This window comes from Idiomarina abyssalis (assembly GCF_019797805.1).
GTDB lineage: Bacteria > Pseudomonadota > Gammaproteobacteria > Enterobacterales > Alteromonadaceae > Idiomarina > Idiomarina abyssalis.
In genome coordinates this window covers 491,601-506,782 of sequence record NZ_CP081832.1, presented here as the reverse complement: position 1 = coordinate 506,782, position 15,182 = coordinate 491,601, and the positions used below count along the sequence as shown (strand labels likewise).

At 43.7% G+C, this 15,182-nt stretch carries 14 protein-coding genes; 2 read left to right on the top strand and 12 right to left on the bottom strand.

What is annotated here, in order from left to right; all coding sequences use genetic code 11:
- Window positions 1–6: 6 nt before the first annotated feature.
- From K5X84_RS02495 to K5X84_RS02450, 10 genes are all read right to left on the bottom strand, one after another.
- Entirely contained in the window at window positions 7–1,197 is a 1,191-nt protein-coding gene (locus K5X84_RS02495) for a UDP-N-acetylglucosamine 4,6-dehydratase (RefSeq protein WP_222236529.1), read from the bottom strand.
- Window positions 1,198–1,209: 12 nt separating this feature from the next.
- Window positions 1,210–1,731 (bottom strand): acyltransferase, encoded by a 522-nt coding sequence (locus tag K5X84_RS02490; RefSeq protein WP_244994811.1) that lies wholly within the window; start codon window positions 1,729–1,731, stop codon window positions 1,210–1,212.
- Entirely contained in the window at window positions 1,728–2,945 is a 1,218-nt protein-coding gene (locus tag K5X84_RS02485; protein WP_222236527.1) for a lipopolysaccharide biosynthesis protein, read from the bottom strand. Before K5X84_RS02485 ends, K5X84_RS02490 begins: the two co-directional genes overlap by 4 nt.
- Before the next feature lie 65 nt (window positions 2,946–3,010).
- Complete coding sequence (locus K5X84_RS02480; protein ID WP_222236526.1) at window positions 3,011–4,003, bottom strand: Wzz/FepE/Etk N-terminal domain-containing protein; 993 nt, start codon at window positions 4,001–4,003, stop codon at window positions 3,011–3,013.
- A gap of 33 nt (window positions 4,004–4,036) precedes the next feature.
- Complete coding sequence (locus K5X84_RS02475) at window positions 4,037–5,203, bottom strand: nucleotide sugar dehydrogenase (RefSeq protein WP_222236525.1); 1,167 nt, start codon at window positions 5,201–5,203, stop codon at window positions 4,037–4,039.
- Between the two features lie 279 nt (window positions 5,204–5,482).
- Window positions 5,483–6,457 (bottom strand): polysaccharide deacetylase family protein, encoded by a 975-nt coding sequence (locus K5X84_RS02470; protein WP_222236524.1) that lies wholly within the window; start codon window positions 6,455–6,457, stop codon window positions 5,483–5,485.
- A gap of 18 nt (window positions 6,458–6,475) precedes the next feature.
- A complete protein-coding gene (locus tag K5X84_RS02465) occupies window positions 6,476–7,522 on the bottom strand; it encodes a hypothetical protein (RefSeq protein ID WP_222236523.1) in 1,047 nt (348 codons plus the stop codon).
- Window positions 7,522–8,244, bottom strand: coding sequence for an SDR family NAD(P)-dependent oxidoreductase (locus tag K5X84_RS02460; protein ID WP_222236521.1), 723 nt, complete (start codon window positions 8,242–8,244; stop codon window positions 7,522–7,524). Before K5X84_RS02460 ends, K5X84_RS02465 begins: the two co-directional genes overlap by 1 nt.
- A gap of 5 nt (window positions 8,245–8,249) precedes the next feature.
- Complete coding sequence (locus K5X84_RS02455) at window positions 8,250–9,605, bottom strand: class I adenylate-forming enzyme family protein (RefSeq protein WP_222236520.1); 1,356 nt, start codon at window positions 9,603–9,605, stop codon at window positions 8,250–8,252.
- The gene (locus tag K5X84_RS02450) at window positions 9,602–9,865 is read right to left on the bottom strand and encodes a phosphopantetheine-binding protein (RefSeq protein WP_222236518.1); all 264 of its coding nucleotides are present in this window, start codon (window positions 9,863–9,865) and stop codon (window positions 9,602–9,604) included. The genes K5X84_RS02455 and K5X84_RS02450 overlap by 4 nt, the downstream gene beginning before the upstream one ends.
- A gap of 352 nt (window positions 9,866–10,217) precedes the next feature.
- Here K5X84_RS02450 and K5X84_RS02445 point away from each other — a divergent pair, with 352 nt between their 5' ends.
- The gene (locus tag K5X84_RS02445; RefSeq protein ID WP_222236516.1) at window positions 10,218–11,615 is read left to right on the top strand and encodes an MBL fold metallo-hydrolase RNA specificity domain-containing protein; all 1,398 of its coding nucleotides are present in this window, start codon (window positions 10,218–10,220) and stop codon (window positions 11,613–11,615) included.
- Here K5X84_RS02445 and ung read toward each other — a convergent pair.
- Entirely contained in the window at window positions 11,602–12,252 is a 651-nt protein-coding gene (gene ung, locus K5X84_RS02440) for a uracil-DNA glycosylase (protein WP_222236515.1), read from the bottom strand. The two genes, K5X84_RS02445 and ung, sit on opposite strands and share 14 nt — an antisense overlap.
- An 81-nt stretch (window positions 12,253–12,333) precedes the next feature.
- Here ung and K5X84_RS02435 point away from each other — a divergent pair, with 81 nt between their 5' ends.
- Complete coding sequence (locus tag K5X84_RS02435; protein ID WP_222236513.1) at window positions 12,334–13,128, top strand: glycosyltransferase family 2 protein; 795 nt, start codon at window positions 12,334–12,336, stop codon at window positions 13,126–13,128.
- 3 nt (window positions 13,129–13,131) lie between these two features.
- Here K5X84_RS02435 and K5X84_RS02430 read toward each other — a convergent pair whose 3' ends face one another.
- Window positions 13,132–15,141, bottom strand: a complete 2,010-nt coding sequence (locus K5X84_RS02430; RefSeq protein WP_222236511.1) for a S9 family peptidase — start codon at window positions 15,139–15,141, stop codon at window positions 13,132–13,134.
- Between the last annotated feature and the right edge of the window lie 41 nt (window positions 15,142–15,182).

Here is a 15,182-nt window from a genome sequence, read left to right as displayed (position 1 = left end):
CTCAAATTACATTTTACTATCAAGATACTTGCCAGTCTCTTTATGACCAAAAGCTGGAATCATCTGGTGGAATAATTTAACGATGTCTTCTTTGCTCCAGGATTTCGCGCGTCGTAACTCATGAATTTTACCGGCAAAATGTTCTAGCAGCTTTTCATCATAAACAGCATCGTTTTTAATCACACCGATGTTACTGAATCGTTCCATATCCAACACTTCGTTGTCGGTGAAAAACTCTTCGAAGTCTTTTTCACCAGTGGTATCGCTGGATGTGAAAAGGCAAGGCCATTTTCCTTGCTCAGGCAAAGTCTTGATAAGCTCTCTGGCTTCGTCTTCTGAACTGCACTCATAGGGTTCATAACCGCGGCTTATTAAATACTTTTCGGCAATCTCAGAAAAGGTAATTAAGTGCAGGGCTTCACTCAGTTTGGGGAAGAAAATGTCTCGGTTCTCACCAAATAAGCAGGACATTAAGCACAGCTCGCCAGACTCCTGAGGTGTGACAAAGTACCGTTTGATGTCGTTTGGCGCGACAATTGGCTGTCGTTTTTGAATACGCTGGTCAAAACCATGCAATAGAGAACCATCTGAAAATGCAACGTTTGCGAAACGAGCAGTGGATATTTCAATAGATTCACTACCCTGCATAAGAAACATTTCCATAATACGTTTTGAAGCCCCCATCATATTGACAGGATTTGCAGCTTTGTCGGTAGAGACACAAAAGTACTTTCGCGCTCCGGCTTCTTTTGATTGCTCTAGTGTCTTAACCGTATTAAAAATATTGGTTTCTATCATCCTCATAAGCGTATAAGGATCTTTTTCACTTCTCACATGCTTTAGCGCGGAAAGGTTTAGTACGTAGTCATACTGCCCGTCTTTTTTTATAAAAGCGGTATATTCCAGAGAGCCAATATCTAAGGCAAATGTTTGAAAGTCACCCTCTATATAACCAATAGAGCTTCTCAAGTCTCTGACAAGCTCAACCAAATTATTCTCACTAATGTCAACTGCATGGAGTTTTTTGGGGTTTCTTTTAAATATTTCCTTGGTAACTGCTTGACCAATTGAACCAGCCGCACCAATAACCAAAAAGGATGAAGATTGAACTAATTCACCTATTTTATCTTCATTAATTAAGATATCACTGATAAATAGAGGATCTGTACGCCCAATTAAACTTAAAGTATTTTGCATAAATAAAACCTGTTAATGGAACTTCTCGGCAGCTTTTAACTTTTTATAGTGGTCAATATCTCGATAACTAAACACTTTAGCAGGGTGCCCACCAGCAACAGCGTAATCTGGAATATCACTTACGACACAACTTCCTGCTTGAATAATGGCTCCTTCCCCAACCGTAACGCCACCAAGTACAATTACTCTACTCCCAAGCCAGACGTTATCTTTTATAATAATGTCTTTAAATATGTAAGTTGAATCGTAGGGAATTGCCTCTCCAGTATTAAAATTATGATTTTGTGAAATCATCAAACACTCTGGACCGGAGTGGAAGTTATCACCAATACTAACTTTTCCACCACCACCAATTTTCATTCCATTAAAATTTACGTTATTCCCAAGAATGGTTGTTCTGGTAACACTTGAGGAGCCGTTAACTTTTAATCCTCTCCCGGAAGAAGCGGCGCTTCTTCTAACCCGGAACGTCCAGTATTTAGTTTTTATCTTTTTCTTAATTTTTAAAATAAACTTCAAAGCTTTAATAATCACTTGAGCATCCAAGGCATAGCTATTAATTTATTTGCGGTGTACCACGTTCCTAACATTTGGAGAAACATACTTATACACAATGCGTAGGCTGCTCCCACCACACCAAAGTAGTCGATAAATACATAGAGAATTCCTACGTGCAGGATACCGAAAAAAATTGTAATTTTCGCAATCGACCCTGTCCTCTTTGCAAAAAAAATATAATTTGTAAAAAGAAAGTAAATACCGCGAAAGGCTTGAGCTATAAAGAGCCACCCAACAATTTTTCCAGCTGCACTAAACTTATCCCCTGCAATCAATCTGAGAATGTCGTCGCCCACAATTAAGGCGATAAAAGCTATAAATAGTAGGAAAGCAGAATATCCATAGCTGAATTTAACAACCTGACGTTTCTCAGACTCATCATTCCGTTTTAACCGTTCAAACAACCAAGGACTAAACGCTTTATTAACGGCTTCCAGCATAATACTCATTGCCATTGCCAACTGAGCTGCAACCATATAGATACCAGCTTCACTTAATCCAAGTTTAGAACTTATAATTGCTCGATCGGCGGTTAGCAGAAAAAAAGCACCAAGAATATGAGGAATAAGGGGAACACCAAATTTGAGAGCTTCGCGCATTAAGTCTGGGCGCCAGTTTAGCCTGAAAATATCGGACGAACGTAATGAAATCAAAGCTATACTACCGAAAATCAACGCAGCAGTAATAGTACCGGATAGACGACCTGTAACGCCTAAAGTGAAAACGACCACTAACACTAACGATAGCAACATATCTAACAAGCTTCTTGATATTTGAAAACTACCGTAGAATGCCGCTTTTTTTCTTACTTGCCACTGCCCTAAGCGTAACTGGATTAAGAAGTTACTAAACGCGACAGGAATAGCCAGCCACAGCCAAATTTCTTTTATACCTAAGATTTCGATAATAATACTACTAAGTGGATAAACTACAATTGCCAAGGCTACTGTGCTAACAATTAGTAGAAGAACGCAGGCTCCTATAAACTCGCCAATTTCTTTATCCGGATTTTCATAATCGAAATACTTTCTATTTGCAGCACCATGAACACTTAATCCGCAAACTGCTCCTATCAATGATACCCAAACTTGAAATACCGCTATTTCGCCATACTCAGCAGGCTCAAGATAACGGGTTAATACAGGAAGTAGTAAAAATGGTATCGAAGCGTTTAGTACGCTAGCAAACAAATAGATGCCAGCCCCTCTTATGAGTGAGCTTGACTTGCCGAATTTGACTAACTGGGTTAGCCCCATTATTTAGTTTTTAATCTTGTTAAGTGACGAATAAAAACGACTAGTAAAGATAAAAAACCGCCTAAGAACGTACCTATCATACAGATCACGGCACGAGAAGGAGCATCTTTTTGTTCAGGAACCACGGCTGGATCAAGTACCTGAAAAATATATTCAGGCCGCACATTCGCCAACATAACAGTTTGTATTTGCTTTTCAATAAGCTGGTAGAAAACCTGTTGCATACTACTTAAGTTGGTTGCTCCCAACTCGTCCCGCAAGTATTCCATACTGTTTTGAGCTTCCTTTATATCGCGCTGCCGCATATGATTATTTATATCTTCTATAAGCCACTCAACCCACCGGTGCGCAATAACAGGAGATTGATGACTAATTGATAGATTTATCAAACCCGGGGTTTCTGAGTCTTTTTCTAATGATAAAATACTATCCTGGAAAACTTTTACATACTCCCAGCTACTTGGTTCCGGTCTTTTCGGCGGTTGAACGTCACGCACCCATTCCTTTGTCTTAGGATTATAAACGTTTTCATTAAAAACTAACTCACCACTGGGTTGGTGCCATTCTTTAACGGCCATAACTTCAGGCAAAATATTATGTCTTTGTACAAAGTTTTTAATAAACTGGCGTGACTGCAATATTTCCATTGCCATCGTCACTTTATCGACTTGCTGCTTACCCACGCTAATACCAGCCAAACTAGCCAAGCCACTCATTTCTTCGCCAAAACCTTGCCCTTGGGCTTCTTCCGTAGGTGCTAAGGTCGCTTGTGCTTTATAAATATTCGGCAAGCTTAATGAATAAATAACCGACGCCACTGCAAATACAAAAGTAATGGCAATAATCCACCACTTTCCCTCCCATATAATGCCAAACAACTCGCGTAAGTCTATTTCATCCTCTTGCGAGTGAGGTGGTACATAATAATTCTGTGGGTACTGTCCTCGCCCATATGGCGCTGGATTTTGCTGGGTATTATTATCTTGAGTCATAGCTTCTTCTTATTAGGCTTGTTCGGTACGAACTTAATCGTTATTAAACAGATCGCGCGTATACACCTTAGCTTGCACGTCTTTTAAGTCATCTGCCAGCCGGTTACTGAGTATGATTTCCGACAAGGTTTTAAATTCTGTCAGGTTATTTATAACCCGCGAGTTATAGAAGCGCTCGTCTTTTAACTCTGGTTCGTACACTACCACTTCTATGCCTTTGGCTTTAATGCGCTTCATAATGCCCTGAATGGCCGACGCCCGAAAGTTGTCTGAGCCCGACTTCATCACCAGACGGTACACGCCCACTACGCTGGGCTGTTTGGCAATAATTTGGTCGGCAATAAAGTCTTTACGGGTACGGTTGGCGTCCACAATAGATTTAATCATGGTTTGTGGTACGTCGTCGTAGTTGGCAAGAAGCTGCTTGGTGTCTTTTGGCAGACAATAGCCGCCGTAACCAAAGCTGGGGTTGTTGTAATGTGAACCTATGCGCGGGTCTAAGCACACGCCTTCAATAATTTGTTTGGTGTCTAAACCGTGCACTTCTGCGTAGGTGTCCAGCTCGTTAAAGTAGGCAACACGCATGGCTAAATAGGTATTGGCAAACAGCTTAATGGCTTCGGCTTCGGTGCTGTCGGTAAACAGGGTGTCTATGTTTTGCTTTTCGGCGCCCTGCTTTAGCAGGTTTGCGAAAGTTTCAGCGCGCTCTGAACGTTCTCCAACAATAATGCGCGACGGGTGCAGGTTGTCGTACAAGGCTTTGCCTTCGCGCAGGAACTCTGGCGAAAACAGAATGTTATTGGTGCCGAACTTTTCTTTTAGCGACTGCGTATACCCCACCGGAATGGTCGATTTAATAACCATAACGGCATTTGGGTTAGCTTCTATTACCTGGCTTATAACGCTTTCAACGGTTTTGGTGTTGAAGTAATTGGTTTGCGGGTCGTAGTCGGTGGGGGTGGCAATAACCACAAAGTCGGCATTTTTGTATGCTGCGTGCGCGTCGGTGGTGGCGCTAAGGTTCAGGGGCTTTTCCTGTAAAAAACACTGAATTTCTTTGTCGACTATAGGTGATTGTTTTTTATTTATTTTTTCTACTTTTTCTTCGTCTATGTCGACTGCGGTAACCTGATTATGTTGTGCAAAGAGAACCGCATTTGATAAACCTACGTATCCTGTACCTGCTACTGCAATTTTCATTCGTTTTAACCCTGGTTACAACGGTTGGGCACGCTACCGCCCATAGGGTGCGGCTCCCACAGACCGATGGTGCTGTTATTTTTGTGTTTTGCGCGTTACTAAATTTAGATCAAGCGCGTATGATACCGCATGCAGCCCTTTCCCTACAAAGGCTTTGTTGCAACTTTTTGACGATATTTTGAGCGATTGGTTCCGCGAAAGGGACTGTAACTTACTTTCTATAATGACTCTTCGACTTCTAAAACTAAAGTAAGGAAGTTCAGTTAACTCCCTCTGAATTCAAAGAGAATCTGGATGCCATGAGTTTTTCTCGTCAAACTCACTTTTAGGAAGATCATTAGTATCCAATCTAGGAATAATTAGTTTATGTGAAGTTGAGGGATGCGCTAAATTTACTTCCGTTGTAAAGCCAAGATCGAAGCCTTTATCCACTAGCTTATTGACGACTGAGTCGCTCCATGAACCATAAGGATAACATGCAGAAAGCACATTTTTTGTGGCTCCTAAAGAATCAAGAAAGTGGATAGATTTATCTAATTCATTATCCAGCTGCTCTCCCGATAACTTATTCCACCAATAATGATCGTACCCATGACTTCCAACATGCATGCCATCATTTACCAGGTGTTGTAAATGGCGTTTGTCCATGTACAGCTCTTCACTGAAAGCTTCTTCACTCATACCAACATGTTTTTCAAAAAGCTTACTCGTAATCTGACTTCTCATGGACTCAGGTAAAGCAACTTGAAGTGCTCTTTTAAAAAAAATAATATCTCCGCTGTCAAATCGATTTGAGACTGCTATTTTTTCGTACAGAGCTTCGTAACTATCAACATCAAAACGACTTTTCAACAGATCATATTCTCGATTAAAATCTGTTAGTAAGTCTTTTATGTTAGTACATGAAGCAAGTATAAAATGGATTTTATTAACATCTAAGACACTCCCCTCAGTCACTGCTTTAACTGGCGCATAAAATGAGCCTTGCATTCCAAACTTCTTGAGAGTTGGGTATACATACTTAAAATGGTCAATATAAGCGTCATCGAACGTTAGTAACACCGGGTTCTTGGGTAGGTCGGTTCCATGTTTAAAACTATCCGAGAGTTGTTCAATCGTAATAGGCGTATAGTGCTTTTTAATATATTTCAACTGCCCTAAAAAGTCTTCATACTCAAGACCTTTTATACTTGGATATCTCGAAGTTAAAATATTTCTTACGTAGTGATACATCACCACTGTAACTTTTTCCATCTACTTCTTCCTCATCATTCAATTAGGTCGGTCTTGATCGCTATCTGCCCTGAAAAAGGCTGAACAACTACCCGAAGATTGAAAGAGTTTGTAAGCATAAGAAATCTCAATGTTTTCATTAACATAAGGAGAAAAATAGTTAGGAATTATTAGCCCTTCGTAATCTTCGGCAGAAATAAATCCAGCACTCTTCAATGCATCCAAATTTATCCCTGACGCCATAATCTCTATATATTCAGCTTCTGCAGCTTTAGTTTCCTCTAAAAAAGCTGAACCTGAATGTTCCAGCCACTCTCGCTCTCCAATAATATCTACAACTCTAAGTGCTTTTCTATTACCGAGCTCCACCTCTCGCCATACGATAATTGCTGTACGAGAATTATTAAAAATAACTACTTTTACTTTATAATTATACCAAGGGTGTTTTAAATAGCGGTTTTTTATATAATTAAAAGATTTTTTTGGAGAGCTTTCCAGTGCAATATCGTCAACCTTTTTAATAAGGTCTATATCTTCCTCATCTATTCTGGAGAAGTTCACTGCATCACTAAGAGTTTCGGTTGAACAGAGAATATTATCCGGAACCGTAGCAATCTTATAGTTCTCTGAGAAAGAAGGATTAAAAAAAGCGAGCTGATCTAGCCTACCTGTTGTGTAACCAAGCGCTCTATATATTGGTTTAACCATATCAGAAATACCAATTGCACCAATAAAAGAGGGGGAGAAAGTTTTTTTGATATGCTTAAGCATTTGCAAACCAACTCCCGGAGGACAAATATCATCTCTTACTTTCCAGACAGCCAGGAATATACAATCATCACCTAAATTTTTGTCATAATGACCCATTGGAATGAAGCCCAAAATCCCAACTATAGATTTCTCTTCATTTCCGTCTTGGCTTTCCGCAATAATAATATTCCATCGACCATCGTTATTTCTATACTGCCAAGAAAACACTTCTGGCTCTCTCACAAAAATATGATTTTTCTTCCAGTACGCATCAATAAAGGCTATTACTTCGGATTCATCTTTATCGGTTGCTAATCTAATGTTAGTTCGACCCATTAAGCCGTACTCCCACCATCTATCGTCATAATAGAGCCTGTCATTTTTGAGCTATCAGCTGATAATAGGTAAGCAACAGCACCGGTGACATCATCAGGTGACGGTAAGCCTAACGGAGCTCTTCGTTTTACTGACTCAAGCTTTTTACCCTCCAGCCCCTTTGTCATCTCCGTTTCCATATAACCTGGAGCTATACAATTAACTGTTATATTGGCTCTTCCTAATTCTCTAGATAGTGAACGAGTAAACCCTTCTAATCCTGCTTTACTTGCCGCATATACAGAAAGCCCATTAAACCCTGTTGACGCAATTATAGACGATACATTAATAACTCTACCTTCCATACGAGTAAGCATAGAACGGCAGGCATACTTGGTTAATAGTATTGGAGCTTCGAGGTTTACTCTTAGAACTTTTGAGATATCTGTTGCATGCTGTGTCGCTAACAAACCGTCTAATCCAATACCCGCATTATTAATAATTCCGTATAAAGGCCCATACTTTTTCGTTATGGAGCTCACCAGCGAGGGTATACCATCCAAGTCCTGTAAATCGTATTGTTGAAAAACGACATCATCTCCACTTGAATCAATCAAGCTTTGAAGCTCCTCTGACAAAGTCCGGCTTAGGCAAATTAGTCGGTAATCTTCCTTAGATAATCTATTAGCAATTGCTAGACCAAGTCCTCGGCCAGCACCAGTAATTAAAATATTTTTCATCATTATTATTACTTCCTCGCAAGCTTTCCTGCTGAATTAACGCTCAGCTTATCAACAACTTTTACTATCGCAGGAATCATAAAGGGTTCGAGTTTATTCTCTAAAAACTTTTTAATATCTTCAGTAACCGACTTATTTATAACGTCTTTATCGCTTAAAACGATATCTGCAATTACCAACGCTCCCATAATAGGGTTCTTCTTCGCATAGACTCTCGCTTCACTAACCAGACTGTGAGATAGCAATGCAGTTTCCACTGTTTCAGGGTGAACCTTGTTTCCCCCCACGTTTATCACTCCATTCCCACGCCCCAAGAAAAAAACTCTATCACTCGTTAACTCAACATTATCACCGGTATCTACCCACCCATCTTTTGAAACGCAACCGCCTTTCCCCATATATTCACTGCTAACATACTGATTCTTTATCCACAGTCGGCCATCGATAATTTTTATCTCGATGCCATTTGGCGGAGCTGTTAGATAAGAAGCAGGAAAACCTGGCTCTCCATCTTTTACTGAAAAACCGACCCCGGCTTCAGTAGAAGCATATATATGGGTTACGTAAGCATTCGGGTAAGTTTGTTTTAATCCTGTTAACACTTTACCATCGGATATCTCTCCGCCTAAGGTAATCTGTGTTAAGTTAAGGTTCTTACTCGATGGCTCCATTAAAATCTTTCTCCACATCGTCGGCGTTGCACTTAAGTGAGTGCAATTATATTCCGACAACATATTGAGCTTACAGCTCAAGGAAGATTGAGTATTTGGAGCTATTAACGTTGAGCCACTAAGTAGGCTTTGAAGAACAACCTGAAGGCCCGCAAATCGAGTAAAGCCATATAATAGCCCCCAAATATGCTTACATCCTTTGCTCTTATCGTTTTTAGATGTTCTTGTTAAGCTATATAAAGAATGTTCTACAAGCTTTGGTTTTCCGGTTGTACCAGAGGTGCTTACTACCCAACGAGCATCCTCTTCAACCGCTTTACCGAGAAAAGGCGGCGTCGTTTCTACCGCATGACTTAAACTCGGGAATACTGGTACAGTAACCAACTCCTGCAATTTATTAACGCTGTCTGAAATAACAAAATCTACTTCAGATTCTTCTATTAGATTAGCCGTTACACTGAGCTCTTCTTCAGGTTGAAGTAAAACTAACGATGACCCAAAACTATCAACTGCCACCATAAAAGTGACAGAATCGATAATGTTTGAACAATGCAAAGCTACTCTCTTTCCAGAAAGTCTCTCGGAATACTTTCTGGCTTCATCTATTATCTCTTGATACTTAATTTCACCTGAAGATGAATAAATAGCAGGCTGTTCACCATTAACTTTAAGTAAATGCTCTATTAGTTTCATGCGCGACAAAATTTTGTATAAAAATCTACAAATTCACCAAAAGTTTGAGGGTAATACGCCTCTTCAGATTCGCTAAAAGGATCGCAATCTAGTTCTTCTTCAAGTCTCGTTACAAGTATCGCAAACCCTAGAGAGTCTATACCTGTTTCTAAAAGAACAGTGTCTTCTTTGAGTTCAGGGGGTTGTTCGCCATCTCGCTGACTACGATATATTTCCCCAAACTGCTCGGCGATGATTTTCTCAAATTCTTTTCTTTCCATATTAAGCTCCTCATTTCTGGTTAACTAAGCTGTAGTCGTCCAGTATAGCAACTAAACTCCTTCTAAAACACTGCTTGACAGGCGGTTAATCGATCAAATTTGGATCTCGATAGTTACAATATCGAAAGTAAGATTGAAAACGATAACAAGGGTAGAAGCAGCGGCGAACACATTTTCACATATTATTATCTGACAGCATGCAGCCCTTGCCCTACAAAGGCTTTATTGCAAAGTTTTGACGATATTTTGAGCGGTTGGTTCCTTTCCTTTTTCACCCTTTTGTCCTATAGCGGTTTTCATAAGGTTTGTGTAATCTCATTTTGTTGCATTAACCGAACAGAGAACCAAAAACATGGACGTCATTCATCACGGAGCATTTGAAGGGGTTACCGGCTCGTGCCACGAGCTTTTGTTAGACAATGACCACTCACTACTTATTGACTGCGGATTATTTCAGGGCGCTGAAACCTCGGGTTCGGGTGCCGACGCCAGCACTCAGGAAATAGACTTTGATATAAGCAAGGTGCAGGCATTGGTCGTAACCCACTGCCACATTGACCACGTTGGTCGCATACCCTGGCTGCTTATTGCGGGTTTTAACGGCCCCATTTATTGCACCAAAGCTACTGCTCTTTTACTACCGCTGGTTATTGAGGACGCATTAAAGGTAGGTTTAACCCGTAACGCTGAAATTATCGACGCGGTTATTGCCCGGCTGCGGCGCCAGCTAAACCCGGTTGCTTATGACCAATGGCTTGAGCTACCCGCCGAGTTTGCTGATGAGCCTTTTAAACTGCGGTTTCGTCAGGCCGGCCACATTCTCGGTTCTTCTTATGTTGAAATTGAAAATGTGAGTACCCACTACCGCGTGGTTTTCTCTGGTGACTTAGGTTGTAAAAACACCCCACTGCTGCCCGACCCTACGCCACTAGAGCGTGCAGACTTTCTGTTACTGGAAAGCACCTACGGCGACAAAAACCATGAGTCGCGCGCTGACCGTGCGCAGCGGCTTAAGTCGGTAGTTGAGCGTTGTATAGAAAATAAAGGCACCATTTTAATTCCTGCATTTAGCATTGGCCGTACGCAGGAGCTTTTATATGAGCTGGAAGATATTATCCACCAGGCGCGTGAAGAAGAAGCGAAAACCGGCACGAAAAATCCTGTCTGGCATAAAATGACGGTAATTCTCGATTCCCCTCTGGCAGCGCAGTTTACTAAGCAGTACCGCGCCATGAAGGATTTATGGGACGAGGACGCCCACAAACGCCTGGATGAAAACCGCCACCCACTTAATTTTGACCGTCTGCTAACGGTGGATGAGCACAGCGAACACGAGCGCATTGTGAATTACCTGCAAAGCAGCGGTGACCCCTGCATTGTCATTGCTGCCAGCGGTATGTGTACCGGCGGGCGTATGCTCAACTATTTAAAAGCCTTACTGCCCGACCCGCGCACCGATGCGCTTTTTGTGGGGTATCAGGCAGCGGGTACTCCGGGGCGTGACATTCAGACTTACGGCCCTAAAGGCGGCTATGTGGAATTAGACCATCAGCGAATTTGGATTAAAGCGGGTATTTACACCTTAGGCGGTTATTCCGCTCACGCCGACCAGCAGGAGCTGCTGGACTTTATTGACGCCACCGAAGAGCCTGTTAAACGTATACGGTTGATTCATGGGGAGCCCGATGCGCGTGCGGCGTTAGCAACGAAAATAAAAGCGCGATACGGAAATGTGGTCACGCCCACTTAATTGGCTGTCGACCATGCTGCTGCAAATACTCGTTAGCTTTACGAAAATGCTTGGCGTCGAAAAAGCCGCGGTGCGCTGACAAAGGCGACGGGTGTGGTGCTGTGAGTATGCAATGCTTGTTGCCGTCTATTAGCGGTATTTTCTTTTGAGCGTGCGAGCCCCACAGTAAAAACACCACATGCTCGGTGGCGTCAGACACTTTGCTAATAACGGTATCGGTAAAGGTTTCCCAGCCCCAGCTGGCGTGACTGTGCGCTTTGCCCTGCTCTACGGTCAGTACGGTATTGAGCAGCAGCACACCCTGCTCTGCCCAGCTGGTTAAATCGCCGTGTTTTGGCAGTACAGTGTCGGGGTAGTCCATAGCTATGGCTTTGAACATATTGCGCAGTGAAGGCGGAAACTTAACGCCTTCGGGCACCGAAAAGCTTAAACCGTGTGCCTGCCCTGGGCCGTGGTAGGGGTCCTGCCCTAAAATAACCACTTTAATGCTCTCGGGCTCGGTCAGCTTCAGTGCGTTGAACACGTCTTCTTTTGGTGGGTACACCACGCTTTGCTGACGCGCCTGTTCAACGCGCTGCCACAGTTCTTGAAAATACGGCTTTTGCTTTTCTTCGGCTAGGAGGTCGCTCCAGGGCATATGGGTGTTTCCGTTGTTATTGTTTTTGTATGATAAAACGATATGATCCTGATTCTCAACTAAAGATGCGCAAGGTTACCCATGTCTGAGCAAAGTCAGTTACCTAAAGTCAGTGTTTATTTAATTACGTTAAACGAAGGTCGCCACCTGGACGAAGTATTGGCCAGTGTAAAAGGCGCTGATGAAATTGTGCTGGTGGATTCGGGCTCAACCGATGACACACTCAGCATTGCCGAAAAGCACGGTGCCCGTATTATTCATCAGGACTGGTTGGGTTACGCCAGACAAAAGGCTTTTGCTTTGGAGCAATGCCGTAACGACTGGGTGATTAACCTGGACGGCGATGAAGTACTGCCGGAAGGCGCTTTTGAGCAAATACAGCAGCGTATTGCCAGAGGCGATATTAATGGCATTTACCTGGCGCACGACGACATTTTTATGGGGCACTCACTGCCTTACCATCGGCATCATCGTTTTCGCAGGGTGTATCGTAAGTCGAAGTCGCAGTGGAATACGTCGACTAAGGTGCATGAGCATATTGAGGTAGAGCCACCTCTGACGCACTTGCCTATTGACGTTAAACACTACGGTTACGATTCCGCCCATGGTTATATGGACAAGCTGAACAAATACTCGTTGCTAAAGGCTAAGCAACGGGAAGAGCGCGGCAGGCACTGCAGCCTGGCACGTGTGCTGCTGATATTTCCGCTTATGTTCATTAAGTTTTACTTTATTCGCCGCATGTTTTTGGCCGGATGGCGCGGCTTTATTAAAGCCAACATCGACGCGTTTCATTTTTTCCTGACCGAAGCCAAGCTGTATGAACGCGCTTACCGACGTAAGCGCGGCGACGATGTTGAGAAGTCAGAGCATTAGCCCCTAACGATATTTATCAAACCAATGCAGGATATAAGCAACTTTGTTCATTAAGTTACTGGGCCGCGCGTAAATACCGTGGCCTGAATCCTGAATGCGTACCATGGCGGTGTCCACGCCTTCCAGTTTCAGTGCCTGATAATACTGCTCGGTTTCTGACATTGGCGTTCTGTAGTCGTTTTCCCCGGTCAGCAGCATGGTTGGCGTAGTCACATTACCCACGTAGCTGATAGGCGAATACTTCATGTAATGTTCCAGGTTGTCCCATGGCATGCCCGGGAACCAGTACTGATAGAAGAAGTTGTACATATCGGCGGTTAACACAAAGCTGTACCAGTTAATGACCGGCTTAGCCACAACCGCAGCTTTAAAGCGGTCGGTATGACCGACTATCCAGGCGGTTAACACACCACCGCCACTACCACCAGTGACAAACAGCTCGTCTTCGTTAATAAAGCCTTTGTCGATAACCGCGTCTACGCCGTCCATTAAGTCGTTGTAGTCGTGGCTTGGGTAGTTATGGTGAATTTCATTAGCAAAGTCCGAACCGTAGCTGGTGCTGCCGCGCGGGTTGGTGTACAGCACCACGTAGCCTGCCGCCGCAAATAACTGAATTTCAGCAGCGAAACGCGGACCATAATTGGTATGCGGGCCACCGTGAATTTCCAGCATTAACGGGTACTCTTTGTCTTTGTCGAAGCCCGGCGGGTAAGCAATCCAGCCTTGTAAGTCGATACCGTCAACACTGGATTTGTAGTTGATCTCTTCGACTTTGGCTAATTGTTTGTGGCCTAATGCGTCTTCGTTCAAACGCGTTAGCTGCTGAACGTCGCCGCTGTCCCATAATGCCAGCTCTGCCGGACGCATGGGGTTAGAGATGGTAAAGGCAATGCGGTCACCTTTGGCAACGCTGAAGTCACCACCGCCGTATGGCCGACTGTACGACAACCCGCCAACGCGGTCGGTCAGGTTCTTGTATTCGCCGTTTAGGTTGGTACGTGCCAACTGGCCAACGCCGTTGTTGTCGTAGGTGAAATAAATGCCCTGGCTGTCGGTATCCCAGGCAAACCCGGTAACGCTGCGGTCTAAATCGTCAGTCAGAACTTGCACATTGGAGCCGTCCAACGCCATGACATAGAGTTTGGCTGCCTGAAAGCTCATTTTGGTGTCGTCATAACCGGTAAAGGCAATTTTTTCGCCGTCTGGCGATACTTTTGGCGAGCTGTCCGGGCCATTACGGTCGGTCACCGCTGAAATTTCTTTGCTGCTTAAGGTCAGACGGTAAATTTCACTGTTAACAGGCTGGCGGAAAGCGTCGTCGCGACGGTTCGCTGAAAAGAAAATGTGTTTGCTGTCGGGTGACCAGGCCAGATGCCCGCCATGGTTGAATTCGTCGTCGGTGAGCTGACGTGGCGAACCACCGGTTGCGGGCATAACATAAATTTGCTGATGACCGTCTTTTGCGTAGCCACCGCCGTCGAAGCGGTAATTGTCTTTGTCGACGTACTTAGGCGCTTCGGTCCAGTTAGCACCTTCGGGTTTGCCCGGTAAGCTGACCGGAGCTGGCTTTGATTTTGGTGTGAACATGGAAAAAGCAATTTGGCTTCCGTCGGGTGACCAGCTAAGGTTCGACGGCGCTTGTGTCAGCTGCGTTACTGCCGCACTGTCACCGGAGTCTACCCAGTAGATATGCACCTGCGGTGAACCGGTTTCGGTGGATACATAAGCTAAGCGATCGCCACTGGGTGACCACACCGGCTGGCTTTCGCTGCCCTGCTCACCGGTTAACGGTCGAATGTCGCCGTCGGGCAGGCTGGCCCATAAGCGCCCTACTTTACGGTCGTTGTTAATGTCCATGGACTGACGCACAAACACGGTCCATTCACCGCTGGGGTGAATGGTCGGCGAAGATGCGTATTCCAGCGTGAATACGTCTTCTAATTCAAACTTTTCCTGGGCTGCTGCTGTGCCTGACAAGGCCAGTGCGGCTGCCGCAATTATCCATTTTTTCATTGTTGCTCTCCCGGAAAATAAAAAACCGCCTCGGTAGAGAC